The 23,945-nt window shown below is 49.5% G+C and carries 25 protein-coding genes, 3 tRNA genes and 2 pseudogenes; 10 read left to right on the top strand and 20 right to left on the bottom strand.

The window, feature by feature from the left end; all coding sequences use genetic code 11:
* Positions 1–21 precede the first annotated feature (21 nt).
* The gene (gene ygfZ, locus RQN30_RS09165; RefSeq protein WP_353060208.1) at positions 22–621 is read right to left on the bottom strand and encodes a CAF17-like 4Fe-4S cluster assembly/insertion protein YgfZ; all 600 of its coding nucleotides are present in this window, start codon (positions 619–621) and stop codon (positions 22–24) included.
* Positions 603–1,289: a YgfZ family protein gene (locus tag RQN30_RS09160; RefSeq protein WP_353060207.1), complete on the bottom strand. Its 687-nt coding sequence runs from the start codon at positions 1,287–1,289 to the stop codon at positions 603–605. Before RQN30_RS09160 ends, ygfZ begins: the two co-directional genes overlap by 19 nt.
* 172 nt (positions 1,290–1,461) lie before the next feature.
* Between RQN30_RS09160 and RQN30_RS12605 the strand changes: the two are divergent.
* Positions 1,462–1,804: pseudogene (locus RQN30_RS12605) on the top strand (IS30 family transposase); the annotation flags it as partial.
* Positions 1,805–1,941: 137 nt separating this feature from the next.
* On the opposite strand, the gene RQN30_RS09155 reads toward RQN30_RS12605, so the two are convergent.
* The 6 genes and pseudogenes from RQN30_RS09155 to RQN30_RS09130 all read right to left on the bottom strand — a co-directional run bounded on the left by RQN30_RS09155 (position 1,942) and on the right by RQN30_RS09130 (position 4,939).
* Positions 1,942–2,130, bottom strand: a complete 189-nt coding sequence (locus RQN30_RS09155) for a hypothetical protein (RefSeq protein WP_353060206.1) — start codon at positions 2,128–2,130, stop codon at positions 1,942–1,944.
* Between the two features lie 178 nt (positions 2,131–2,308).
* Positions 2,309–2,518: a hypothetical protein gene (locus RQN30_RS09150; RefSeq protein WP_353060205.1), complete on the bottom strand. Its 210-nt coding sequence runs from the start codon at positions 2,516–2,518 to the stop codon at positions 2,309–2,311.
* Positions 2,519–2,532: 14 nt separating this feature from the next.
* The gene (locus RQN30_RS09145; protein WP_353060204.1) at positions 2,533–2,706 is read right to left on the bottom strand and encodes a hypothetical protein; all 174 of its coding nucleotides are present in this window, start codon (positions 2,704–2,706) and stop codon (positions 2,533–2,535) included.
* A gap of 666 nt (positions 2,707–3,372) precedes the next feature.
* Positions 3,373–3,525: a U32 family peptidase C-terminal domain-containing protein gene (locus RQN30_RS09140; RefSeq protein ID WP_353060203.1), complete on the bottom strand. Its 153-nt coding sequence runs from the start codon at positions 3,523–3,525 to the stop codon at positions 3,373–3,375.
* Positions 3,519–4,612 (bottom strand): annotated as a pseudogene (locus RQN30_RS09135) (U32 family peptidase). Before RQN30_RS09135 ends, RQN30_RS09140 begins: the two are co-directional and overlap by 7 nt.
* A 156-nt stretch (positions 4,613–4,768) precedes the next feature.
* The gene (locus tag RQN30_RS09130; protein ID WP_353060201.1) at positions 4,769–4,939 is read right to left on the bottom strand and encodes a hypothetical protein; all 171 of its coding nucleotides are present in this window, start codon (positions 4,937–4,939) and stop codon (positions 4,769–4,771) included.
* A 260-nt stretch (positions 4,940–5,199) separates the two neighbouring features.
* Here RQN30_RS09130 and RQN30_RS09125 point away from each other — a divergent pair, with 260 nt between their 5' ends.
* Positions 5,200–5,820 carry a DUF47 domain-containing protein gene (locus RQN30_RS09125; protein ID WP_353060200.1) on the top strand — a complete coding sequence of 207 codons (621 nt, stop codon included), beginning with the start codon at positions 5,200–5,202 and terminating at the stop codon, positions 5,818–5,820.
* 9 nt (positions 5,821–5,829) lie between these two features.
* Complete coding sequence (locus RQN30_RS09120; RefSeq protein WP_353061829.1) at positions 5,830–6,828, top strand: inorganic phosphate transporter; 999 nt, start codon at positions 5,830–5,832, stop codon at positions 6,826–6,828.
* A 244-nt stretch (positions 6,829–7,072) separates the two neighbouring features.
* Here RQN30_RS09120 and RQN30_RS09115 read toward each other — a convergent pair whose 3' ends face one another.
* The 9 genes from RQN30_RS09115 to RQN30_RS09075 all read right to left on the bottom strand — a co-directional run bounded on the left by RQN30_RS09115 (position 7,073) and on the right by RQN30_RS09075 (position 15,927).
* Positions 7,073–7,198, bottom strand: coding sequence for a hypothetical protein (locus tag RQN30_RS09115; RefSeq protein WP_353060199.1), 126 nt, complete (start codon positions 7,196–7,198; stop codon positions 7,073–7,075).
* Between the two features lie 48 nt (positions 7,199–7,246).
* Positions 7,247–8,041, bottom strand: coding sequence for a phosphate ABC transporter ATP-binding protein PstB (gene pstB, locus RQN30_RS09110; protein WP_491608668.1), 795 nt, complete (start codon positions 8,039–8,041; stop codon positions 7,247–7,249).
* 54 nt (positions 8,042–8,095) lie between these two features.
* Complete coding sequence (pstA, locus tag RQN30_RS09105; protein WP_353060197.1) at positions 8,096–9,238, bottom strand: phosphate ABC transporter permease PstA; 1,143 nt, start codon at positions 9,236–9,238, stop codon at positions 8,096–8,098.
* Entirely contained in the window at positions 9,235–10,308 is a 1,074-nt protein-coding gene (locus RQN30_RS09100; RefSeq protein ID WP_353060196.1) for a PstC family ABC transporter permease, read from the bottom strand. Before RQN30_RS09100 ends, pstA begins: the two co-directional genes overlap by 4 nt.
* Before the next feature lie 102 nt (positions 10,309–10,410).
* Positions 10,411–11,517: a phosphate ABC transporter substrate-binding protein PstS gene (gene pstS / locus RQN30_RS09095; RefSeq protein ID WP_353060195.1), complete on the bottom strand. Its 1,107-nt coding sequence runs from the start codon at positions 11,515–11,517 to the stop codon at positions 10,411–10,413.
* A 180-nt stretch (positions 11,518–11,697) separates the two neighbouring features.
* Positions 11,698–12,429: a histidine phosphatase family protein gene (locus RQN30_RS09090; RefSeq protein ID WP_353060194.1), complete on the bottom strand. Its 732-nt coding sequence runs from the start codon at positions 12,427–12,429 to the stop codon at positions 11,698–11,700.
* On the bottom strand, positions 12,405–12,608 hold the full coding sequence (locus tag RQN30_RS09085) for an NUDIX domain-containing protein (protein WP_353060193.1): 204 nt from the start codon (positions 12,606–12,608) through the stop codon (positions 12,405–12,407). The genes RQN30_RS09090 and RQN30_RS09085 overlap by 25 nt, the downstream gene beginning before the upstream one ends.
* Positions 12,554–15,241, bottom strand: coding sequence for an RNA degradosome polyphosphate kinase (locus RQN30_RS09080; RefSeq protein ID WP_353060192.1), 2,688 nt, complete (start codon positions 15,239–15,241; stop codon positions 12,554–12,556). The genes RQN30_RS09085 and RQN30_RS09080 overlap by 55 nt, the downstream gene beginning before the upstream one ends.
* 65 nt (positions 15,242–15,306) lie before the next feature.
* Entirely contained in the window at positions 15,307–15,927 is a 621-nt protein-coding gene (locus RQN30_RS09075) for a hypothetical protein (RefSeq protein WP_353060191.1), read from the bottom strand.
* A gap of 521 nt (positions 15,928–16,448) precedes the next feature.
* On the opposite strand from RQN30_RS09075, the gene RQN30_RS09070 reads away from it, so the two are divergent.
* Positions 16,449–17,195, top strand: coding sequence for an HAD-IIB family hydrolase (locus tag RQN30_RS09070; protein ID WP_353061828.1), 747 nt, complete (start codon positions 16,449–16,451; stop codon positions 17,193–17,195).
* A gap of 314 nt (positions 17,196–17,509) precedes the next feature.
* On the opposite strand, the gene msrB is transcribed toward RQN30_RS09070, so the two are convergent.
* From msrB to RQN30_RS09055, 3 genes are read right to left on the bottom strand one after another with little or no spacing between them, the layout of a single operon-like run.
* Positions 17,510–17,980, bottom strand: a complete 471-nt coding sequence (msrB, locus tag RQN30_RS09065; protein ID WP_353060190.1) for a peptide-methionine (R)-S-oxide reductase MsrB — start codon at positions 17,978–17,980, stop codon at positions 17,510–17,512.
* Between the two features lie 56 nt (positions 17,981–18,036).
* A complete protein-coding gene (locus tag RQN30_RS09060; protein ID WP_353060189.1) occupies positions 18,037–18,498 on the bottom strand; it encodes a hypothetical protein in 462 nt (153 codons plus the stop codon).
* Positions 18,483–19,991 (bottom strand): mechanosensitive ion channel family protein, encoded by a 1,509-nt coding sequence (locus RQN30_RS09055; RefSeq protein ID WP_353060188.1) that lies wholly within the window; start codon positions 19,989–19,991, stop codon positions 18,483–18,485. Before RQN30_RS09055 ends, RQN30_RS09060 begins: the two co-directional genes overlap by 16 nt.
* Positions 19,992–20,117: 126 nt before the next feature.
* On the opposite strand from RQN30_RS09055, the gene RQN30_RS09050 reads away from it, so the two are divergent.
* From RQN30_RS09050 to RQN30_RS09025, 6 genes are all read left to right on the top strand, one after another.
* Positions 20,118–20,354: a hypothetical protein gene (locus tag RQN30_RS09050; RefSeq protein WP_353060187.1), complete on the top strand. Its 237-nt coding sequence runs from the start codon at positions 20,118–20,120 to the stop codon at positions 20,352–20,354.
* Positions 20,355–21,099: 745 nt separating this feature from the next.
* Positions 21,100–21,172 (top strand) — tRNA-Glu (locus tag RQN30_RS09045).
* A gap of 47 nt (positions 21,173–21,219) precedes the next feature.
* A tRNA-Asp gene (locus tag RQN30_RS09040) sits at positions 21,220–21,293 on the top strand.
* Positions 21,294–21,330: 37 nt separating this feature from the next.
* Positions 21,331–21,403, top strand: a tRNA-Phe gene (locus RQN30_RS09035).
* A 638-nt stretch (positions 21,404–22,041) separates the two neighbouring features.
* Positions 22,042–23,031: an SPFH domain-containing protein gene (locus RQN30_RS09030; RefSeq protein ID WP_353060186.1), complete on the top strand. Its 990-nt coding sequence runs from the start codon at positions 22,042–22,044 to the stop codon at positions 23,029–23,031.
* A gap of 47 nt (positions 23,032–23,078) precedes the next feature.
* Positions 23,079–23,357 carry a type II toxin-antitoxin system antitoxin gene (locus RQN30_RS09025; RefSeq protein ID WP_353060185.1) on the top strand — a complete coding sequence of 93 codons (279 nt, stop codon included), beginning with the start codon at positions 23,079–23,081 and terminating at the stop codon, positions 23,355–23,357.
* The last annotated feature ends 588 nt before the right edge of the window (positions 23,358–23,945 follow it).

Genomic DNA, 23,945 nt, shown 5'->3' with positions numbered 1-23,945 from the left:
ATCTCCAATTTAACCATCGAACTAGCTGCCGCGATGCCGCGGCAATTCACTTCCCGGACGCTCCGCCGGGGAAACTGACGATTTCCCCTCGCGGGAAACTATTTCGCGCTGTGAAGCAATAAAAATCGCAGCAGCTGCAGCATTTTCGCTCCCAGCCGTATCTGGCTGCACTGCCGCAGATTCCGTTTGCGGTATCAACACACCGCCGATTGTGAGCACAGCGTCTAAATCGACTGCGCGTTTAATCAACGCTAACCCGACCGGACCGTCTTCATAATCACGTGCTACTGATGTCAGCACGCCAACTTTCCGTTTTCCATGAAATATTTCCGCACCCGCTTCCGGCAGCGTGTCTGACATTGCTTCGATATAAAGATAGGTCAGGCGGCGCGGAGGCCGGCCAAGGTTCACAATCTTTGCAACTGTCTCCTGCCCGCGGTAACACCCTTTCGCAAGATGAACTGCAGTCCGCAGCAAATCAAGCTCATGCGGAAGCACGCCTTGAATCATCTCACTTGCCGGCCGCGGACGCCAGCAGCGTATCCGCGCCGCTTCCCATGCGAGATAACCTGCAGGTTTCCACCCGTCGGCAATTGCTGATTTTAACTGCGGCGCAAGCAAATTTTGATTAGAAAAGCCAAAAGCGTCCGTTTCACCTCCGCACCTGGATGCGTGCCCGGCATAATCCCGTAATGCGCACCGCCCGCAGCTATTTCCGGCCATGGATCTTGCCAGGAAAAGATTGCCGAATCACGAAGCTCTTTCGGCACATCATCAAGCACTGCCCCGAACCCAATAATTGTAAAATTGTGACGGGCAATCTCTACACGCATCATAAACTTCATTTGGCACAGAAACTGCGCAAACCCGTCAGCTTTCCCCTGATCTAAAATCATCCAGGTGCGTTCGCCGTCATCAATTACAGCCGCCGCATGTTCAATCTGCCCGTTTGGACTCAGCACAAGCATTTCGGCACTAATCCCCGTGCCAAGAGATTCGAAAGAACAGGTAGTGAGCGAGTGCAGCCATTTCGTCCGGTCGGGACCGGAGACACTTAGCACTTCAAAGAAACTCAAATCAGCAAAAGCACGTCCGGATATAAGCGCTTCTTCCTCACGGAATGGATTGCCGAAATGAACCGGCACACGCTCTCCCGCCAGCAATACAGCTTCCGGAATCAGCGTGTATCCGTCGGAAAAATTTTCCCCGCTATCTGCTGCATCACCGGCGATACTATTGGTTGCGCTATTTGCCGCAATGGCGGTTGCATTTTCGGTTTCAGAATCCATACCTCTAGATTAGCCAACAATAACGCAGCCGAAAAAGTTAATCTAAAAGTGAATTAGTTCAGGCTGCGAAAATAAACAAACCAGCTTATTTTTTCCCTCCCCCTCGAGTTCAAAGGGAAACTTGGAATCTAGGGGTCGTTGCAGCACCTGATGTGGGAGGGAGTGTTTTCGGGTGTTGCGGGAGTATCGTGGTGTTGCGTATGCGTCGCGTTCGTTGATGTGTGCTGCTCGTCGTGTTTATTATGTTCAGTTATTAAACGAGGGATTGAATTTCACGCAAGCAGCCAGGGCTGTTGAGGTTTCGAAACGTACGGGCAAGGTCTGGAGTAATGGGCGGACCAGAAACAGTGGGCGTAACGAGAAACCGAGCGCGGATTGGTACCGTGTTGATATGGATAAGCCCCAGCCGATTTCTTCTCGTTATCTTTCGCAAAATGAACGCATCACAATTGCCGACATACTTCATCACGGGCAGGCTATCCCTAGTATTTCTCGGTATCTAGGGCATGCTCCATCAAGACTGAAAATCAGGTTCCACAAATCGCGGCAGGCCAAGATATCCCGTACTGCGATTCACAAAAATCGCAGCGTCAAACCCCAACGAGCACAGAATTTTAATCAAAAATCTGCACCGCAATGTTCACCAGAATTTTCATCCAAGAATTTCAGCCGTCGCAAAAGCAATAAACCCAAGCGAACTCATCGGGATTGCCGCATATGTAAGCACCGGAAATATCGGATTCGCCCGATAGACATTGTTAAAAGCTTCAAACGAAAGCCGATAAGCAACTGGTACAGCTATTCCCGCGACTGCCCCGACGGAAAAGTAAATATCAAGCAAATATGTACCGACAAAACCGAAAACCAGCCCATTGAGCAGACTTAAAAAAAGACTGAACGTGTAGTGAAAATACTAATTACGCTTACAGCCGCAAGAACTGCCGCAAACACCAATGCAACTTTCAACCCGAAATCGGAAGCAGCTGTCTCAATCCAAAATGTCCCCGAAAGAATCAGCGCTATCCCCAAATAGGTACCTGAAATCTGCTCGATTCGGCGCAGCGCACCTTTTTTCGGAACATTTCCAACACGAAAGTAAGCAAAATTCCAAAAGCAGCAACAAAAGCAATCCAATGATAATCTTTCAGCAATGCAGCAAGAATCCCGAGCACCGCAACAAGCACAAGGCTAAATTGGGAAATCTGCCGATTCGGAAGCCCGACAAGCACCGGCCACCCAAGAATTAAAAAACTGCAAGAATCGCAAAAATTAATGCCGCAAATAAATTTGAAACGGCCGAACAAAGTACAAGAAGTACTGCGAATAGCAAGCCGACGGCAGCGAGGATAACACTCGCGCTAAAGCGCCAAATCTTGACAGTGGTGATTGGCAAATCTACATTTTTTCGTGAAGTCACGGCTCCATTCTGCCATGTCTCTGCGGAAAAAACGCCAAGTTTGCTACACTCTATCGCTTTAGCGTGCGGTATGTCACGAATAAACCAGAGCACGTTTGTGCATTTTTTCGTGAAAGTTAGGAATACGTGCTGTGCGTATATCTTGGCAAATTAAGATACTGACATTAGAGTATTAATCAAGACATCGGATTGCGAAAGCCCCGGGCTCCAATAATTTGCCGCTGCGAGCGGCCTTCGCGCCGACAGGCGCTCTCAGATTCGGTGTCTTCGGTGTAGATAATGGGAGCTGCAAAATTTTCTGCAGCTCCCATTATTTTTTGGTTTCCCAGTTAAACCGGGCTAAGTGCGGGCCAAGCAGCAAAGTTCGCGAATTGCATATAAGCCGGTGGTAAAGTGCTTTCGAGCCGCGTAAGTGTTGGCAGAATCTGCTTTGACTTACGTAAGTGGCGGCGAAATGCTTGCGGGCTTACGCAACTGGTGGCGAAATGCGCGGTTTTGATTAACGACGGGAGAGCCGTCGCAACTTTAAGCCCGTGACCAGAACAAACCCAAACCGCTGAGCACAAACCCAAACCGCAAGCACGAATCCAAACCACCCGAAAACCAGCTAAAACCCGCACTTCACCTGAGCACGACTAAACCGCTGAGCATAAACCCAAAAACCAGCTAAAATCCGCGCTTCATCCGAGCACGAATCATCGCACCACCCGGAATCTCCAAATCGCACGGAAGTGAAAACTCGTGTGCCGGATGATTGATTTGCTCCACCGGCTTACCTTTTTCGTCCAACAAACCCGTATCCGGCACTGACATCACCACCGGTGCTCTCCCGGAGCAAGAAATTCAATCTCCATCCCTGGAGCGATCTTATTTCGCGCATAAATCGTCAAACGTTTCCGATCCGGATCATATCCGCGGACCTCGCCAAGCCAACGCCATTCATTAATATATCCGCCCGTAACTACATTCTCTGAAGCCGGCGCGTCTGGATAATAAAACCCCGTGGAATATTCACGATGTGTCACCTTAAACGGTTCTTCCCGCAGCCATTCCGGATATGCGACGGCCCCGGCTCTCTTCGCAGCCGTGTCCTCCCGCAACGCCTCCTGTGTAAACGGGCGCAGCTCATTACCGTCGGCATCTTCAAAACCGCGTTGCCGCATATATTCATTTACCGCGGTTTTATAAGCATTCGCCATCGCCGCAACGTAGTATGCGCCCTTTGCCCGGCCTTCAATTTTCAGGCTTGTCACACCGGCGTCGATTACTTCATGTACGGAGTTAAGCAAATTCATATCCTGCGAGTTAAAAATAAACGTCCCTTGATCGGTAATCTCTACTGGAATGAACTGGTTCGGGCGCTTCTCTTCAACTACGTGATATTTCCATCTGCACGACTGTGCACAATCTCCATGATTCGCGTCACGCCCGGTGGTGTGCTGTGAAATTAAACATCTCCCAGAGAAAGCCATACACATTGAACCATGTACAAAAGCTTCAATCTCCAGTTCGTCAGACACATTCGCCCGCATTTGCCGAATCGCCTCAAGGCTCAATTCACGGGCAAGCACCACACGTGAAGCACCCAGCTGATGCAGCGCATTCGCAGCTTGATAATTCGTTACCCCAGCTTGAGTGGAAATATGTATTTCAGTATTCGGCGCCATTTGCCGCGCAGCCATCAGGACCCCGATATCGGAAACGATTAACGCATCAACGCCAATTTCACCAAGCTGCCCCAGATACTCATTCATCGCCAAAACTTCATCCGAATTCGGCAAAATATTACACGTCACAAATACACGCGAACCGCGCTCATGAGCATAAGCAACGCCCTGTGCAAAATCTTCCAACGAAAGATTTTTGCGGCGGCCCGCATTCCAAACGACTTTCCACCGCAATACACTGCGTCTGCACCGAAGTCGATTGCTGTGCGTAAAGTTTCCAGGCTTCCTGCGGGTGCAAGCACTTCCGGTTTTTCCGCGGCCGCCTGCGCACCGTTCTGTGAAAAGTATTTCCGCTATCAGCTTGCGTTTCCAAGGAATCTGCATCGACGGCAGATTTACCGCTTCCGCCAAGCGCAAAGCTTCCTGATATTTGATTCGCTATCGTCAAGACTTTCTCCATTTTTACCGGCATTAGGCGTGTTATTTTGTTTATTTCCGCCATTTTTATTGCCGTCGTATTTATTGCTGTCGTGTTTATTGCCGTCTTTGCCCGCTGCCGCTGGCAATTCCGTGTTTCAGCTTGGAAATCCGAAACGCTGTTTCCGGATTTTCTCACCGGAAGCGCAAAACGACACAAGATTTTCTAAGGATAGTATAATCGACACTCTTTGTGGGGATTTAGTCCTAATCAAGAGTACACCGAGTTTCACATCACTGTTTTCTAAAACAACTGGACCGTCTGATTTTTCGCACAACTGTAAAATTAACGAAAAGTTAAATTATTGTTTACTTGTAAGTAGTTCACATAGCTAAGGAATGAATCACGATGGCCAAATTTGGTGGTGGCAAAGCTGTATTTCAGCTCATCAGCGAACAGGCGAAACACCTCGTCTCAGCAGCCAATATTCTCGCGCAGGTAGCACAAGCCAAACCTGAAGCACGTGCCGACTTAAATCTGAAACTCCACGATGTGGAAAATCTGGCAGATGAGGCAAACCATAAAGTCCAGCATTTAATCAATAACAGCTTTGTGCTCCCCTATGACCGAGTGGATCTCTATGCACTCGTAGCACTTGTGGATGATTGTGTAGATTTGATTGACGAAGCTGGCGACGGCATTGTGCTTTACGGAGTGAATGAACTTCCGGAAGAAGCCCTGAAACTTGTACAAATCATCAACGATTGTGCCGAAACCACTACAGAAGCATTGAGTAATCTGCAGAAGCTCGACGAGCAGACCCGTGCCTACTGGGTTGGGATTAACCAGCTTGAAAACCACGGCGACACAATTTACCGTTCGCTAATTTCCCGACTCTTCAATGCTGAAGATTCACAGCCGATGGAAGTGCTGAAGATGAAATTCGTGGTCGATACGCTCGAATCCGCAATTGATTCATTCGAAAATCTTGCTGGGCTTGTTGAGAGCATTGCAATCAAGGAGTCCTAAAGCATGGACATCTCAATGACTCTCTTTCTGGTGTCGTTGGTAGCGGTAATTGCGTTTATTTTCGATTTCACGAACGGCTTTCACGATGCCGCAAATGCAATCGCCACTTCCGTCGCCACCCGTGCGCTCACTCCGCGCCAGGCGCTAATAATGGCAGCGGTAATGAACTTTATCGGCGCACTGCTCGGTACTGGCGTGGCAGAAACGATTGGTTCAGGTATTATTGCTCCGCCCGGAGATAATCACGGTTTGATTATTGTACTTTCCGGACTGGTCGGTGCAATCGCCTGGAATCTGATTACTTGGTGGCTCGGGCTGCCCTCCTCATCCTCACACGCATTGATCGGCGGATTAATGGGTGCCGGTGTGGCAGCTTCGGTAGATGTACATTGGCTGGTTATCGGCGAAAAAGTAGTTATCCCCATGTTCCTTTCGCCGGTGGTCGGATTTCTGCTCGCATTTCTCGTAATGAAAGTGCTGCTGTATTTCTTCCGCAATGCTACCTATAAGCGCACAATGCGCAATTTCCGCCACGCGCAAACCGTTTCGGCAGCATTAATGGCGCTCGGACACGGACTGCAGGATGCACAGAAAACAATGGGTGTAGTGGTTCTCGCGCTCGCTGCCGGCGGATATTGGAACGGCAGCGGTATCCCGCTTTGGGTAAAGCTCTGTGCGGCTCTCGCAATTTCACTCGGCACGTTCACCGGCGGAAAGCGAATTATGAAAACTCTCGGTTCGAAAATTATCGAACTTGATCCGGCGCACGGGTTCGGCGCGGAGATGGTAGCTGCTGGCGTGCTTTACAGCACTGCGTTCCTCTGGCACGCACCGATTTCTACCACGCATACAATTACCGCTGCGATTATGGGCGTGGGCGCAACCACACGGAAATCTGCAGTACGTTGGGGCGTGGCCGGCAATATCGTGACCGCCTGGTTCTTAACGATTCCAGCTGCTGCAGCCGTCGCGATTGTGACTTACGGATTACTGCATGGGATTGCGTAAATCACGCTGTGCAGATTTCGCATATTCGTGCCATTTCACGCATTCGCGCCATACATAATTTACGCTGGAAGTTTTCCGACGGCAATGCTGCTGAGCAGCCTATTTCGGCAGCTCAGCAGCATTGTTATCACCAGGCCCGCACGCCGCGCAAACTTCAGCGGAAGCATTGGAAGCACCGTGAGCAAAAATACTTGCACACTGATAGACATAACCGATAGATATAAAAGCGAAAACAGGTAAAAATTCATGGGGTGCCGGCTGGAGAAATTACAGCTAACACCCCATGAAACGCATTCACGCAAACTAAAAGAATCACACCAATCGCAGCACCGAAGCGCAGCCCGGAAAAATCGCTAATGCACTGCAGCAATAGCATTTTTAATTCTTGAATATTGCGGTAATACCCGCGGAAAATAAATCACCCAAACCGGCCTGAAACGTAATCTTCGGTTTCTTTCTTTGCCGGATTTGAGAAAATCCGTTCAGTATCGTCATACTCGACAAGATGCCCCGGTTTGCCGGTCCCCTCAATATTGAAGAAACCAGTTTTTTGCGAAACACGCGCTGCCTGCTGCATATTGTGGGTCACAATCACGATGGTGTAATCCTTTTGCAGCTCTTGCATCAAATCTTCAATTGCAAGAGTTGAAATCGGGTCAAGTGCAGAACAAGGCTCATCCATCAAAAGTACTTCCGGCCGGACCGCAATTGCACGTGCGATGCAAAGACGCTGCTGCTGCCCGCCGGAAAGTGAAGAACCGGGCCGATCAAGGCGGTCTTTAACTTCTTCCCAAAGATTCGCACCGCGCAAAGATTCTTCGACAATCCGTTCCGCCTCATCCTTCGGCAGTTTTTTATTATTTAACCGCATTCCGGCAAGCACATTGTCCGCAATTGACATAGTTGGGAACGGGTTCGGGCGCTGAAACACCATTCCGACGTGCTGACGCACCTGTACTGGGTCTACTCCCGGCGCATAGATATCTTCACCGTCGATATAAACCGAACCTTTCACATTCGCGCCGGCAATCACCTCATGCATCCGATTCAGCGAACGTAAGAAAGTAGACTTACCGCAGCCTGACGGACCAATAAGCGCCGTAATCGAATTAGGTGCAATTTCTACGTTCACATTCTCTACGGCAAGGAAATCTCCGTAGTAAATATTTAAGTTCTGAGCTTGAATTCCTTGAGACACTTCATATCCTTTCATCAGCGTTAAATCCGCCGGCAAAACCTGCGGGCATTAAATGCAGCATTAAGCGCATTACGCTTCACCTGCAGGTGCAAACTTCTTTGCAATCCAACGTGCAGCCAGGTTCAGCAGCAGCACAATCAGAATCAGCAACAGCGCCCCGCCCCAAGCGTTTTCCATATTTCCTTGCTTGTACTGGTAGTAGACATATACCGGCATCGTGAGCATCTGTCCGTCGAACATGTTCATATTGTAAATATCGGTAGTGCCGGCAGTAATCATCAGCGGTGCTGATTCACCAATCACACGCGCAATCGCAATTACTACGCCGGAAATAATGCCGGAAGCTGAAGTGCGTAAAACCACCTTGTTGATTGTTCGCGCTTTCGTCACACCGAGCGCATAAGAGGATTCACGCAAGCCGTTTGGCACAAGCCGTAAATGTTCTTCCGTATTCCGCACCACGATTGGCGTCATCAACACGACAAGTGCGACGGATCCGGAAAATCCGGTTTTAAATTCAGGACTCCCCGTAAGCACCTGCAAAATCAGCGGGAACATTGCTGCAGCAAAAAGACCAGCCACAATTGAGGGAATCCCCGTCATAATATCGACCAGGAAAGTGATTGTTTTGGCGAATGGACCTTTGCCGTATTCGACAAGATAAACCGCGGTAAGAATTCCGAGCGGTACCGAAATTAGCGCCGTCACCCCAGTAATAATAAAAGTACCGAGAATCGCATGCCCCACGCCGGTGACGCTTCCTGCAATTGAAGTTCCGGCGGTAGTAGCAGTGAGGTAACCGCCGGCGCTCATCCGCGCCCATCCCTGCAGCAGAACCGTATAAAGTAAAGAAATCAACGGAATTACGGCGAGAATAAACGTCCCGATAATCAGCGAAGATGCCACTCGGTCTGCACCGTAACGGCGCCCTTCCACTGAATACCCAAAAATCACCGCAATCACGAGGAAAATCAGGCCAGTCCAGATTCCGGCACTCACCCAGTCCGCTTCCGGTTTCATTAACACATTGAAAAGAAGCGCAATCACAAGCGCAACAGCAAGCGCCGCCAGGTTGAACCATGCCGGAAGATGCTTTTGCTGTGAAAGGAAAGATTTCCCTGCTGCTTCCGGCTTTGAGTTTGCGAACTTCAGAATTTTCTGATTCTTTGAATCTTTCACAGTCTTATTTTCAGTTACAGTATTTGCACTCATTCGTTCGCTCCTGAAAATTCGGAATAGCGCGCTACAATCGCGCGGGCAATAAAGTTCACCGCAAAAGTCACCACGAAGAGGATTAGACCAAGGGCAATCAGGAAATCAGACCCTAAACCGGAGGATTCCGGGAAACGCAACGCAATTTGCGAGGCAATCGTCGAATGCTGCCCCGGTTTCAGCAAGTCGAAATTAACTTTCAAACCCGGCGAAAGCACCATCAGCAGCGCCATCGTCTCACCAAGCGCACGCCCTAAACCGAGCATTGATGCGGAAACAATCCCGGAACGTCCATGCGGGAGCACAACCATTTTAATCATTTCCCAACGGGTGGCGCCGAGCGCAAGCGAGGCTTCTTCCTGCAATCGCGGAGTTTTCAAAAACACTTCCCGGCAAAGCGAGGTAATAATCGGCAAAATCATAATCGCAAGAATAATTCCGCCCATCAAAATATTTCGCGCCGGCGGAGTAAATACTGCGGCGTCGGGACGAATCGGCCACCATTCAAAATTTTGCGCCATGTACGTGAATCCCGGAAGCCCTCCGCTCCAAACCTCTTTCTCTCCAACAACCTCAACCGTGCCGGAAAGGAACTGGAAAATCTTGGTGAGCACGCCGGAAATCCACATGAAAATCGGACGCATCAGCGGTTCAAGCGTAAGCATCCCCCACAAGCCGAAAACTACTGATGGGATTGCGGCAAGTAAGTCAATCACATAACCTGCGACGGTACCAACTTTCCGCGGAGCGTAATGTGAAATAAACAGCCCAATGCCCACAGCAAACGGCACTGCGATTACCAGTGCAATAACCGAGGCAAGGAGCGTCCCGAAGAGTGCTGCACCAACGAATTGCCAGAAAGTCATCCCGGCTGCAAAGCCGACTTCCTGCTGAATCGTATCGTTGCTTGCAAACAGCGCGTTTTTCGAAGAGAGAAGCAAAAATATTGCGACGGCTGCGAGCAGAATCAGAATGAACGAAGCCGCGAACGTCACCAAACCACCGTAGGCTTTGTCAGTGCTCCGCGCTTTCGCGCCGCCTTTGAGATTCCAATCGGATTTATGTGCCACTACGCTGGCTCCATCCTTTTCGCGCTTTGAGCGTGAGCATACCGAATGGCTTGCCCACGCTCAAAACTATTGATTAAAACTTAAAGTGTGGTGCGGCTGATATTAGCCCTTAATCTGATCTAATGCTGCCGTAACCTTAGCGCGAAGTGCGTCAGAAATTGGAGCGTTACCGCCCTTAGCCTTCGTAGCTACTTCCTGGCCTTCCTTTGAAGCGATGTAGTTGAAATATGCTTTCACAAGCTTCCCGTCGTTTGCATCCTTATATTCGCTGCAAGCAACAAGGTACGAAACCATCACAATCGGATATGCACCCTTAATTGAACCGTCACGCTTCAAATCGTAAGCGAGAAGCCGATCTGTTGCGTCTTTCGCCGGTTCAGATCCGTCAACGACGGCTGCCGCCGCTTCCGGAGAATACGGAAGGAATTCGCCGGCAACTTCCACTGCTGCGGAACCAAGACCGTCAATTTGGGAAGCATCGGCATAGGTTACTGCACCTTCAGTGCCCTTTACGAGCGAAACAACGCCGGAAGTACCTTCAGCGGATTGTGTTCCCTTTACCGGCCACACATCGTCCGGCTCATAGCTCCAGTTACCGTTTGAAGCTGCCGCAAGATACTGCTGGAAATTCTTGGAAGTACCGGAGTCATCTGCACGGTTCACCGGAATGATTGGGAGATCCGGAAGCTTTGCATCCTTGTTCAAATCTGCAATAGCTGCATCGTTCCACTTTTTAATCTTGCCGTCGAAAATCTTTGCGATAACTTCGCCGCTCATATTGAGGTGCTCAATGCCCGGCAAGTTGAAAGCCACAGCAATCGGGGAAATATAGAGCGGAAGTTCAAGCGGTTCGCTGCTGCAGCGTTCAGTAGCTGCTTTCACTTCTTCTGCCTTAAGCAGTGAATCAGTGCCGGCAAACGCGACTTTACCGGAGATGAACTGTTCACGGCCAGTACCCGAACCAGTGCCGTCGTAATTGATTACAACATCCGGGTTTGCCATCGTAAAGTTATCACGCCATGCCTGCTGTGCTTTCTGCTGCGAGGTTGCACCGGAACCATTGATTGTGCCGGACAGCGCTGAAGCTTTTTCATTATCCTTAGCTGGAGCGTCCGCATTCTTGTTGTCTGTAGAGTTGCCGCATGCAGCGAGACCAAAAGTGAGTACACTTGCCGCTGCGAGAATCTGAGTACCGCGTGTAATTTTCAAGATTCGGTTTCCTTTGAGTCTCGAACAGGATTTCATTCCTGCTTCCTTGGAGGATTTTCCTCCAACTGTCACTTACGGTAACCGCTAAAATTAACTTTCAAACGCACGGCAGGTTAACAGTTTGTTAACTTCGCTTTTTCGCGCAAATAAGGGTCTCGAACGCTGTGAAAAATTCCGCTGTTAACTCGTAAGATCACTGCTCACACGTTCAATTTGCACAATTCTCCGCTTTACATCCGCACGTTTTGTAAGATGCAGCACAAGCATTTCTCCTGGTTCAAGCCACGGATCATTCCGCCGAATCTTCGCAAACTGCTCTGCCGTGGAAAACTCTTTAATTTGCACCAAAAATCCCGGCAGCGTCGGACGATGCACACATACTGCACGATTCTTTTGCAAATCCGCCACCATCTGCATGAAATACTTTGAAACCCACTTTGTGTCATTTGCGTATGAACGCTCGGTCATTCCATTCTTCCGCCGTAAATTCACGCCAGTAATCTCTGCGTACGGCTGAAATGTGCTCACACAGCGCCGCCACGGCGAAGTCCGAAGCGAACTAATCCCATATGCGGAAAGTTCACCAACCAATTCCTGCGCCCGCAGTTTGCCGGAAGCACTCAGCGGCCGGGTATGCTCTGCACCTTTTCCGCCTTTCCAGGAACTGCGTTTAATCGCTTTCGCATGACGCACCACAATCAGCGTACGTGTATCAAGCTGCCGCTGCTCATAATACTGCACAAGTTTCTGCAGCATTTGCACATCGCGTTCATGAGTGAGCAGCCGGAGTGCTTTCGCTGCTGAAAACCATTCAATCCGATCAATTTCATGCTTCGGTGCCGACTTCGTTTTCCTCCGTGCACGCAAAATCGCGGACCGCGAATCAACTACCTGCGCCGCCCAGAAATGCACTGCTTTCTTTTCCCCGCAGCCGTTTCATAAACCTGCCAGCCGAGGGAAATCCCAAGCACAATATCGACGCGCGCCTCCTCACGGATTTCCCGCAGCGCACAGGCACGCATTGTCTCATGCGGCTTTAGCTTCCCTTTCGGAAAAGACCAGTCACGCTGGTGCGGACGGTGGACAACCAAGACTTCAATCCGTCCTTTTCCAGCGCCTTTGCCAGCTCCTTTTGGCTGCTCACGCCAGATGATTGCACCTGCTGCCCAGATTCCAACATCTGCAATTCGTTTTCCTGCCACTTGGCACTGCCTTCACTTACTACCGGTTGAAACTTCATCACACGCGGAACCGTCGGAAAACGGTTCTTTTTCCGCCCGCTGGAAAGGCTCGCGCGGGCACGCCGCATTAAAAGATCCTGCACATGCACAAGCGGTTTCCCTTGCACATCATACGCCACACGCACCCAACCATCCGGCTGCAGATGCCAAGACGCAGTAGTATCAGCACAGGCAACAGCAACAAGATCAATCAGGAACGCTTTCATCTCCGGATTGTGAATCGAAATTAACGCTTCAATACGCCGATCAAGATTGCGGTGCATTAAATCGGCAGAACCGATAAATACTTGCGGATCGCCGTCGTTATGGAACGCATACACACGGGAGTGCTCCAAGAATCTGCCAAGTACCGAACGCACCTTAATATTTTCGGAAAGCCCAGGAATACCTGCGCGTAAACAGCAAATACCGCGCACCTGAATTTCTACCGGCACCCCTGCCTGCGAAGCCCGATAGAGCGCGTCGATAATCCGTTCATCGACCACCGCATTGGCTTTCAGGCGAATCCACGCTTCTTTCCCGGCAAGCTTGTTTTTCGTCTCCTGCGCAATACATTTGAGAATTCCATCGCGCACACCGACCGGTGCCACAAGCAAGCGATGGAAGTTTACTTTCGGCGAGTACCCGGAAAGCTGGTTGAACAGGCGGGTCAAATCTTGCCCGACTTCCCGATCGGCGGTGAAGTAACCAATATCTTCATAACCGCGGGCCGTTTTCGGGTTATAGTTCCCAGTACCCACATGGCAGTAGCGCCGCAGTCCTTCGCCTTCTTGCCGCACTACTAAACAGAGCTTGCAGTGTGTTTTTAACCCGACGATACCGTACACCACATGTACGCCGGCTTTCTCAAGTTTGCGCGCCCATTCAATATTGTTTTGCTCGTCAAAGCGGGCTTTAATTTCAACGACGGCAAGTACCTGTTTCCCCGCATTAGCTGCTTTAATCAGTGCATCCACAATTGGTGAGTCGCCTGAGGTGCGGTAAAGCGTCTGTTTAATTGCAAGCACTTTTGGATCTTTCGCGGCTTGCTGAATGAACTGCTGTACCGATGTCGAGAACGAATCGTACGGGTGCTGCACTAAAATATCGTGACTTGCAATCGACTCAAAAACATCTTGCGGGCTCGCCGACTCATATTCGGCAAAACCGCGCGGAGTAACCGGTACAAACTTTTCATACTTTAAATGGGTGCGGTCAAGATCATGAATTTCGTTCAAACCCGTTAAATCAAGCGGTTCCGGCAAGCGCAGCACGTCAGCCTCGCGCACCTGCAGCTCTTTCATCAGCAGCGCAAGCACATGTTTGCTCATCGACTGGGCTACTTCAAGACGCACAGCCGGACCAAATTTCCGTTTCTTCAGTTCTTTCTCAAGCGCTTTCAAAAGATTTTCAGCGTCGTCTTCTTCAACTTCCAAATCTTCATTTCGCGTGACACGGAATGTTGAATAGTCTAATACTTTCATCCCCGGGAACAGCACGGAAAGATGCGCTCCGATAACTTCTTCAAGCGGGACAAATACTGTGCGCCCCTCCGCGTCAAGCGGTACTTCCTCCGGACGGTACGGGCGGCCTTCAGAATCGACTGAGATAAAACGCGGAAGTAACGACGGCACTTTCACCCGTGCAAAAAGCTCTTTTCCGGTCTTCGGATTTTGCAATATTACGGCAAGATTTAGCGAAAGCCCGGAAATGTACGGGAACGGATGCGCCGGATCAACAGCAAGCGGGGTCAAAACAGGAAAAATCTGCTTCTGATAAAACTTCTTTAACCGTTCTTTTGCTGATTCATCCAATTCGTTCCAATGGCGGATCTGGATTCCTTCTGCGGCGAGTTTCGGCTGGATATCGTCGGCAAAAATCCGAGCATGACGTTCCATCAGTTCGTGTGTCCGCTCGTTAATCCCTGCAAGTACTTGCCGCGGTGCAAGACCGGAAGCTTTCGTCATTGCCACACCGGCTTCGATTCGCGCCTTTAAACCAGCGACGCGAACCATATAAAACTCGTCAAGATTTGAAGCAAAAATAGCGAGGAACCAAGCGCGTTCAAGCAACGGCAAATCTTGATCTTCTGCTTGTTCCAGCACACGTTCGTTAAAAGCGAGCCAAGAAAGTTCCCGATCAGCGAAACGCCCTTCCGGAAGCGGTGTTTCACCGGTATTTTTCTTGCTGCTGCCCTCAGCGTTCGAATCGTTTTTCGCAGCTGCCGCTTTCGCCATTTCCATTAAAGAACGCGGAGAAACAGCTGAGCCAAGACGCACTTTCGCGAGCTCTAAATCGGCGCGTTCACTAAGATTACGTTTCTTTTTCGGGGCGTAATTAACTTCAGCATCAACGCGCTTTTCCGCTTTCGCGCCGCCTTCGGCATTAATATCGATGCCGATGCGGTCTAGGGTATCCGGCGTGCCCGGTACTGTACCGTCGTCATCCGATTCAGCCGGGTTATTTTCAAGATTTAGTTGCTCGTCGCTCATAACCTTAATCATGGCAGATTAATCCTAGTATTTTCACGGATTTTTCTATCTGAGAATATTGGTAAACACTAGGTAAACTAGCTGAGTTTACCGCCGCGAAGCAGCTCGCCTGCATGGAGGAATTCGGACGCGACTCGCAGCAGTGCAGTTTCGCGAAGAGTGACTGCAGTGGCAAGCGGATGCGTCTCATCCGCAACCCAACCCGGAATCACGGATCCGAGAAAATCGCAAAAACGGGCAGAATCTCGAAGCACTTGCGCAAAATCTCCGCGGTAATCCCCGGCAAAGACTTCATCCCATACTGCCTGCAAATCCTGCGGTTCGCGAACCAGATCAAGCTTTTCCGGTTCCTGCACCGCGAAATACTTTCGGCTTGCCGTATAACGCCCAATAGCTTCATCCGGAAAACGCCGAATCCATTCGCGGAGCAAATACCCGCGCCAGAGAATTCCCGGCAGTGAATCTTCAGGAGATGTCACCCATGCTTCAGCCAGCAAATCGACGCCTTCAGTTTGAATTAAAGCTTTTACGCGCGCAATTGTTTCCGTATCAAGCGCATGCGCCGTCGGCAGCGGGATAATTACCTGCGCGCAGGTGTGTGCTAGTTCTGAGCTGAATGCAGTGTCCGCCTCTCCTTGAATCAGCTCCATCTGCTCCGGTTTTAGCTGTGCCGGTCTGCGGGGTTGAATGCCGCTCATGTTCGCTTCCTCCATTTCTTTGTGAATTTTGTTTTCAGTCCTGGTAAATTGCGGTTTATTTTCTGGTTTATTTCTGTTTGTTTTCCAGTTTATTTCCCGGTTTGCTTCTTTGTTTTTATTTCCCGGTTTGCTTCTTTGTTCCCGAAAACATTTAGTGCTTTCTGCCTTGCGCTTGTACTTGTACTTTTACTTTTGATTCTGCGGATACTTTTGCCCTCCCATGTTTTATTCCTGCACGTTCGCAGCTCACAGATAAATTATCCGCTTACGATTCATTTAAATAATTCACTTAAATGCTTCACTTAAATACTTCACTTCAGAAAAAATATGTGATTTTCCCCATTCTATCGCCGGCAGTGGAATCTAGCTACTGATTCAGCGCTCCGGCACAAATTTCACCTAAAATTAATGATGATGAAAAACGAACCGACTTTGCTTGATTTCAACCGTCTCCCTGGGATGCCGCACAGCCGACACACTTTGTTTTTGATGTCGACGGCACTCTCACAAATACGCAGAACATAATCACCGAAACAACCAATGCCGCCTTACGGAAACTTGCTGCAGCCGGAATCCCGATTATCATCGCTACCGGACGCGCACTCGAATGGAGCAAATATATTCTCGAAGATGCCGGTGTGAAAGGGTGGATTGTCGCCTCTACCGGTTCCGTAGTCTGGGATGGAGTGAACAGCCGGCTCGTCGATGTAAAACTGCTTCCGGAAGAAGTCTCACGCCGCGCTATTTCCGCAGCCCGAAAACTTAACGTAACTTTTTTCATCGAAACTGTCGACGAAGTAATGGTTGATGCGCACGAACCGTTTATTCCGCATGTTTCACAAGTGGCAATCGAAAATTCAAATGGGAAACGAGATTTTCGGCATGTGAAAATCGATGAGATTCCATGGAAAAATCTGACAAAAATTACTTTCGCCGCAGCCCCGAATCGGATTGCAGAGATTGAACCGGAAATTATGAATTATTTCCCAAGTGCGGTGCGCGGCGGCCCGGAGTTCCTTGATCTCACACCGCCGAATATCTCCAAGCTCGACGGCATCACACTAGCGCAGCAGGCCCTCGGGCTGGATTCACACACCGGTCTTGGCGCAGGAGATTCCGGAAACGACGTTTCCTGGCTGGACACAATGGGGATTTCCGTGGCCGCTCCCGGCGCCACTCCCGACCTGCTTGCGAAAGCAAAATATCTGCTGCCAAATACTGAAAATCCAGTGGCAGATTTAATTCACGCGATTCTTGCACAGCGCTGACGCCGGAATATTTATTTTCGCTGCAGCGAGGGCAATCGCCGCAGCGAAAATTGCATATCCGGAAAATTCCGGTGCGCAAGAAATGAACGCCCGTGCGGGATGAAACAGATTTCCGGCAGTGCATTAATTAATTTAACGCGACCTCTGCGAGTGATAAACGGCGGTCGGAAATCGGCAAATGCACAGCATTGCTCGAAACTAGTTCCGCTCCATATCTGTACAGGAAACCAATTTGCGTCCGCGGCTTATCTGCCGGATAGGCCAGTCCTGCGGCCAAATTTTCACACCCAGCGGCTGCTTGCGCAGATCTCGTATTAGCCTCGCACTCGAGCGCTTTCCGGTTCGCCATCGGGATGAAAGGTGAGACACACCGAATTCATACAGTACCGTTTTCCGGTGGGAGTCTGCGGCGCATCGTCAAAAACATGCCCAAGATGAGAATTGCAAGCTGCACACCGCACCTCGATGCGTTCATATCCGAGCAAGTAATCTTTCAAATAACGGACAGCATCATTCTCATCCGGATCAAAGAACGACGGCCAGCCGCAAAAAGATTCAAACTTCTTTTCAGAACGGAAGAGTTTTGCTCCGCAAGCCTTACAAAAATAGGTTCCCGGACGGTTCTCGCCAAGAAGTATCCCGCTGCCAGCCCGCTCAGTACCGGCTTCCCGCAGCACGCGATATTCGGGAACCGTCAGCTGCTCCCGCCATTCTTCGTCGCTTTTTGTCACGCTGTTCTTTACATTGTTCAATTTCTCAGTCATTTTCTCGGTCATTCCACTCATTTTCACTTTCCGACAGTTGATTAGTTCCGAACTAATCAATGTTTTATTTTCAAGTTTTATTTCAAAGTTTCTTTCGATTCTTGAACTTCGTTCCGTTCCGTGTTTGCTTCGCTGCCAGGATTCTGTACTTCAGCTGCACTGCCGTCGCCATGAACTTTCACCGGATGAATCTCACCGCTAGCGTTAGTCTGCGCAATCTTCCGATTCCGTTCTTCATAAACGTCATCACCGGGACCAGAAAATTCCTTTTTCCGTTCCTCCGCCTCCGGAGATCCGCTAAACAATGAAGATTCGTGCCCTTCCCGCACTCCGGTATCAGTAATTTTGCGAATCTGTTTTGTTTGATTTTCTGATTTCACACCTGATTGTTCCGCAGAATTTTCAGTAAAACCGTCACGGGAAATTCCAGAAACCCGCGGCATCACTATCGTCTGATCCAACTGCGGTATTCTTTCCCGATCTTCTTGCGCAGTATCATGCGCCTCATCCCGCACGTCATCGTTTATCCCGTACCGCACCGGCACCTGCGAAATTTTTGCGTATCATCCTGATCCTGATTCTGCGGGCTTTTCCCGTTATCCCGCAAGGCGCTTTTCGCGGCGGCGGAATCTTCCGAAACAACTCCCAATTTCTTCAGCTCAGTGAGTGTAATAACTGCCGTCGAATCTTTTTCCGAAAAAACTCCGCCGCGATCTTGGGAACCTTTCGGCATAAAAACAACCGGCTGTTCACGCTGCAGCCGCTCCTCCAATATCCCGTTCGTAATCTGCTGACTTTCAGCAATATTCACCGGAGGATATTCTCCGTAACGCTGATGCGGAATCGCCTGCTGCGCCTCACGTTGAATCCAAAGCACCATTTTTTCACGCAGATAGTATTTCAAATCCGTGAGCGTTGCCGAGTCCTCCGCAGACACCACGGCACGCAATATCAGCGCATTCGCCGTTGCATCATTGATTGAAAGCACCCCCGTTTTGCCATCCCACAAATCGGTATTATTAAGCAGGTGCATAAATTCTTTCCGTGCTGCTTCGATTGGCAGCGACCAATCAACTTCCCAGGTAACTTCACCGATCATATCCGGCTTGCGGCGAGTCCAGTTTTCAAACGGCTCGGTTGTCATCAGCGAAGAAGGCACGATAATCCGCCGGCCGTCCCAGACTGCAAGCACCACGTAAGTAAGTGTAATTTCCTCGACGGTAGTGTAATTCCCTTTGTAATGCACAATATCGCCGACGCGAATCGAATCAGAAAAAGCGAGCTGCAGGCCGGCAAACACATTCCCTAAAGTTGTTTGCGCTGCAAGACCGGCAACTACCGAAACAAGACCGGCAGATGCGAGAAGCGACGCTCCCGCAGCTCGTGCCGATGGGAATGTGAGCAGTATTCCCGCAAAACCGAGCACCCAAATCACCACTACTATCACCCGATGCAGAATTTGGGTCTGGGTACGCACCCGCGCTGCCCGTCGTTCTGACGATTCGAGCATTCGGTTATGAATTAGCTCGACGGCTCCATTCACTGCGCCCACTACAAGCCAAGTGCCAGCAGCAATAAGTAATATCAAAAATAGATGTTCTACTGTGGCGAACCAACCGGGATTAGCCGCGTCTTTCACGCTTTCGAGTGTTCGGAAACCTATTGTTGCCCCAAGCACCAGACAAAGCGCGGTAAGCGGACGCGCGCAGGCTTCGAAAAACGGTTTTAGATACGGGTGATGTTTTCCTGCGAAACGGCAAACAGCGACAATTACTAAGCCGACAATCACGCCGGCGCCAACTCCTAAACCGATTGAAAGGATTAGTTGGAGGAGGTCAAAAGTTGTTTCGACTGCTTCGGTAGCTGCACCCTCTGCACCTGCTGCTGGCTCTGCCCAGGCTGCTCCGCCCGCTCCGGCTGCCTCGGTTGCTCCGGCTGCGGTGAAAATCTTCGCTTTACTTTCAACACTTGTAAGCACACCTGCCGTGAACGCGAAGAACTTCTCCGCACCTGTTTTGAATAAAAACTGCATGTCTATAGGCTAATGCACTAACATCACGACGGGAACGCGTCTCTCTAAGAGCATGATTTATCTCCGCTCGCAGGCAATCCCCGTAACCCCGGAAACCGCTGCGCGGCGATTCTAATTGTCGGATTGATGCTGAGCTGCTCCCCGCAACCCCGGCAAACACCGCTAGAAACCATCCCGCGCCAACAGCAAAATGATTTATCTGTACTCACAGGCGCTTCTCCCGCTACCAGTACAACGGAAATCAGTATGCCCGATATCGGTATGCCCAATATCGGTATGACCAATATCAACACAATCAATATCAGTATGACCAATACCAGCAAGCCTGACATCGCCAAGCCGGAAATCAACACGGCGAAATAAACACAACGAAATAAACACAACGAAATAAACACAGCGGGAAGAGATAAAAGCGAGATAGCGAAAACTGAAAAGCGACATAACGAAAAGCGTCTCACTAAACATAGATTTCATGACTTATTTCATCTTTCATTCCGAGTTTCGAGTTTCGAATTTTGCTTCATCAAGAGTTTCAATTCACAGCAAGTTTTGATTTCACCTGATTGCACCCCGCCGAATTAACTTTCTTATTCCCAACCCTGCCCCCTTTCCTGCTCCTCGACCGCCTATATCATCCAGATACCGCAAGAAACTGTGAAATAATTTCCGATAGCTCAAAGCGCTTGGAAAATTAACGATTAACACTGGCGGGCATGTACCGCACATTGAGCAATACTCGGCTCCTGCAAACGCCTGACAGTTTACATCCGGCAAAATAATCGACGGTTCGACTCCCGAAACACAGCGCGTATTAAACAGTTAAAATATTTTAGATAAATCCCAACTTCGCATTCTGAACCGCAAACCAGATGTCGAAAAACGCCATATTCCGATTTAAGAATTTTTCGATTCAAGAATTTCTGCTTCCACCCATCATTTCAGCAAAATTTCCCCAAAATACGTGCGAAAATATACTTCAAATCCGCACAGAAAAACATTAAAATTCTAGTGTGACAGAGGGCACGCTTTATCGATTTTGCATTTTACTGATTTTCTCGTTAAGCTTTTATCCGTTCGAAAGAAGAACTTCGGTTCAGAAAATGAACAAGCCCCCATCGTCTAGCGGCCCAGGACCCTGGCCTTTCACGCCTGTAACACCGGTTCGAATCCGGTTGGGGGTACGGTTTGAAAAAACCAACCTTATAGTGCATGCTAAGTGCACAACTAAGGCCCTGTAGCGCAGTTGGTTAGCGCGCCGCCCTGTCACGGCGGAGGTCGCGGGTTCAAGTCCCGTCAGGGTCGCTGGAAAATTCCCGGGAAACCGGGTGTTTTTCTATCTGGCTCTGTAGCTCAGTTGGTAGAGCGTTCGACTGAAAATCGAAAGGTCACCGGATCGACGCCGGTCGGAGCCACAAAATATTCCCCGAACATATCGTTCGGGGATTTTTGTTCCCAACTCAGGCATATCATTCGGGACAATAGGGGCTAAGCGCGGGGCTAAGTGGGGCTAAGTGCCAAAAATCGTTGCTTATGGCGGCGTGCCGTTAGTGTCCGATCCGGGCTAAGTGTGAGGGCTAGGGGCTAAGTGCAAGCCAAGCGGCAAAGTTCGCGTGATTTCACGTAACTGGTGATAAAGTACTTGCGACTCAACGTAACTGGCGGCGAAATGCCCGCAAACACGCGTAACTGGCAGCAAAGTGTTTATGAGTCCACGTAACTGGCGGCGAAATCGGCGGTTTTGATTAACGACAGGAGAGCCGTCGTTATCGCGAGCCTGTGACCAGCACAAACGCCAGCACTTCCGACGGCATTAATCGCAGCCCGAGTTCTTGCCACCACTTACGTAACGAAACCAACTTCCCGCCACCACTTACGTAACGAATAGCCGCTTTCTGCTGCAACACACCCTGAGATGAATCAGCCTTGCCGCGAAGCAATTAATGTGATATCACTTTAATATCAAATTGTTGCGAGATATATTGCACCAAAATCCAAATAGTGACCGCAAAATATCAGCACGAAAAATGTTTTGAACCGAAAGGCAAATCCCATGAACAAATCCGTCCACGATCCCAAAACCACTAAATCCGCCAAACCTGTCGGACACGAAGGAGCAAAAGTTGAAATTACTGAACGCCGCGTGTGGGCGCTAAACCCAACTTTCAGCCTAATTGCCCTAATCTCTTTTCTCGTACTGCTCACACTGGACATATTTCTTTTCGTCAAATCAGCTATTGCACTAGCTAGTGCTGAAGACGCAGGATTGCCCGCGCAAATTTCCGACGGAATCGGAATGGGAATATCAATTACCGCTTTCGTGCTATTGATTCTCGCCAGCACCGGTTTTACTATCGTCAGCCCTGGTCATACCCGCGTGGTCCAGTTCTTTGGAAAATATATCGGCACTTTGCGGCAAACCGGGCTTTCCTATACTGTACCGCTCTCCTCACGCGCAAAAGTTTCCGCACGTGTGCAAAACTTCGAAACCAACCAGGCAAAGGTAAACGATTTCAACGGAAATCCAATCAACACTGCCGCGATTATTGTCTGGCAAGTTGCCGACACCGCAAAGGCAATATTTTCAGTAGAAAAGTATGAAAAATTCATAAAATCACAAGCCGAATCAGCACTTCGCCATATCGCTACGCAGCACCCTTACGATTCACCCGTCGACGGCAGAATCTCACTGCGCGGTTCAACCGATGAAGTCTCGCAAGAATTGGCAAAAGAAGTAGCTGCAAGAGTGGCAGTTGCCGGACTTGAGATTATCGAAACACGTATTTCCTCACTTTCCTATGCCCCAGAAATCGCGCAAGCAATGCTCCAACGCCAACAGGCATCTGCAATCGTCGATGCACGCGAAACAATCGTTGAAGGTGCGGTATCAATGGTGCAGCAAGCACTTGAAGAGCTTGAAGCGAAAGATATCGTCGAGCTTGACCCCGAACGCAAAGCAGCAATGGTTTCAAATCTGCTCGTAGTTCTTTGCTCCGACGGAAATGCGCAGCCGGTAATCAATGCTGGCGGTATCTACTCCTAGACTATCTTTATTTTTCAGACTGATTTTTAGAAAAGTTAGCACCAACTATGGCGAATCGAAAAGTCATCTCACTTCGTTTAGACCCAGCAATCTATGATTCACTAGCTCGCTGGGCAAACGACGATTTTCGCTCTGTAAATGCGCAAATCGAAGTGCTGCTGCGCGATAGCCTGCGAAAAGCCGGCAGGCTTCCAAAGGATGCAAAACAGATTCCCAAACGCGGCCGCCCAAAAACACTTTCATCGATTGAAGATAAAGAATTGGGTAAATTTAGTGAATCTGGCGAATCAGGCAAATCAGACAGCAATGCAAATAAGGAAGTTTAGCGGATAAAAAGCGAAGGCAAAGCGGGAAGCAGAAAACTTTACGTAAGTGGTGGCGGGAACTTATTTTCGTCGCCTAAATTAACGACGGACATACTAACACCACGTAACTGGTGGCGGGAAGTCGGTTTCGTTACGTAAGTGGTGGCAAGAACTCGGGTTGAGATTTTTGCCGTCGAAAGTGCTTGCGTTTGTGCTGGTCACAGGCTCGCAATAACGACAGCACTCTCGTCAGAAATCAAAACCGCCGATTTCGCCGCCAGTTACGTTAAAAAATACGGATTTTACCACCAGTTGTGTAATCTCACGGGCACATTGCCATTAGATACGTGGACTCACGGGGGTTATGCCACCAGTTACGTTAAAAAATACGGATTTTGCCACCAGTTACGTGTGTTCGCGCAAACTTTGCCGCCGGTTACGTCACTTTGTGCCCATCTTAGTGCCGACGGATGCACTCCCACAGCTCGAAAATGTAAAGCTCCTTTTTAGTTTGGTTCAATTTAGCGGGTTCGAGTGGTTTCTTTTCACCGGTTCCAAACGGTGTTTTTGTACAGCGGTCAGGCTTGATCTATGCAAAAATACCGCTTT

The sequence above is a fragment of the Arcanobacterium hippocoleae genome, from assembly GCF_040360365.1.
In the GTDB taxonomy this organism is placed as follows: domain Bacteria; phylum Actinomycetota; class Actinomycetes; order Actinomycetales; family Actinomycetaceae; genus Arcanobacterium_A; species Arcanobacterium_A hippocoleae_A.
This window is presented reverse-complemented; position numbering and strand designations above follow the sequence as displayed.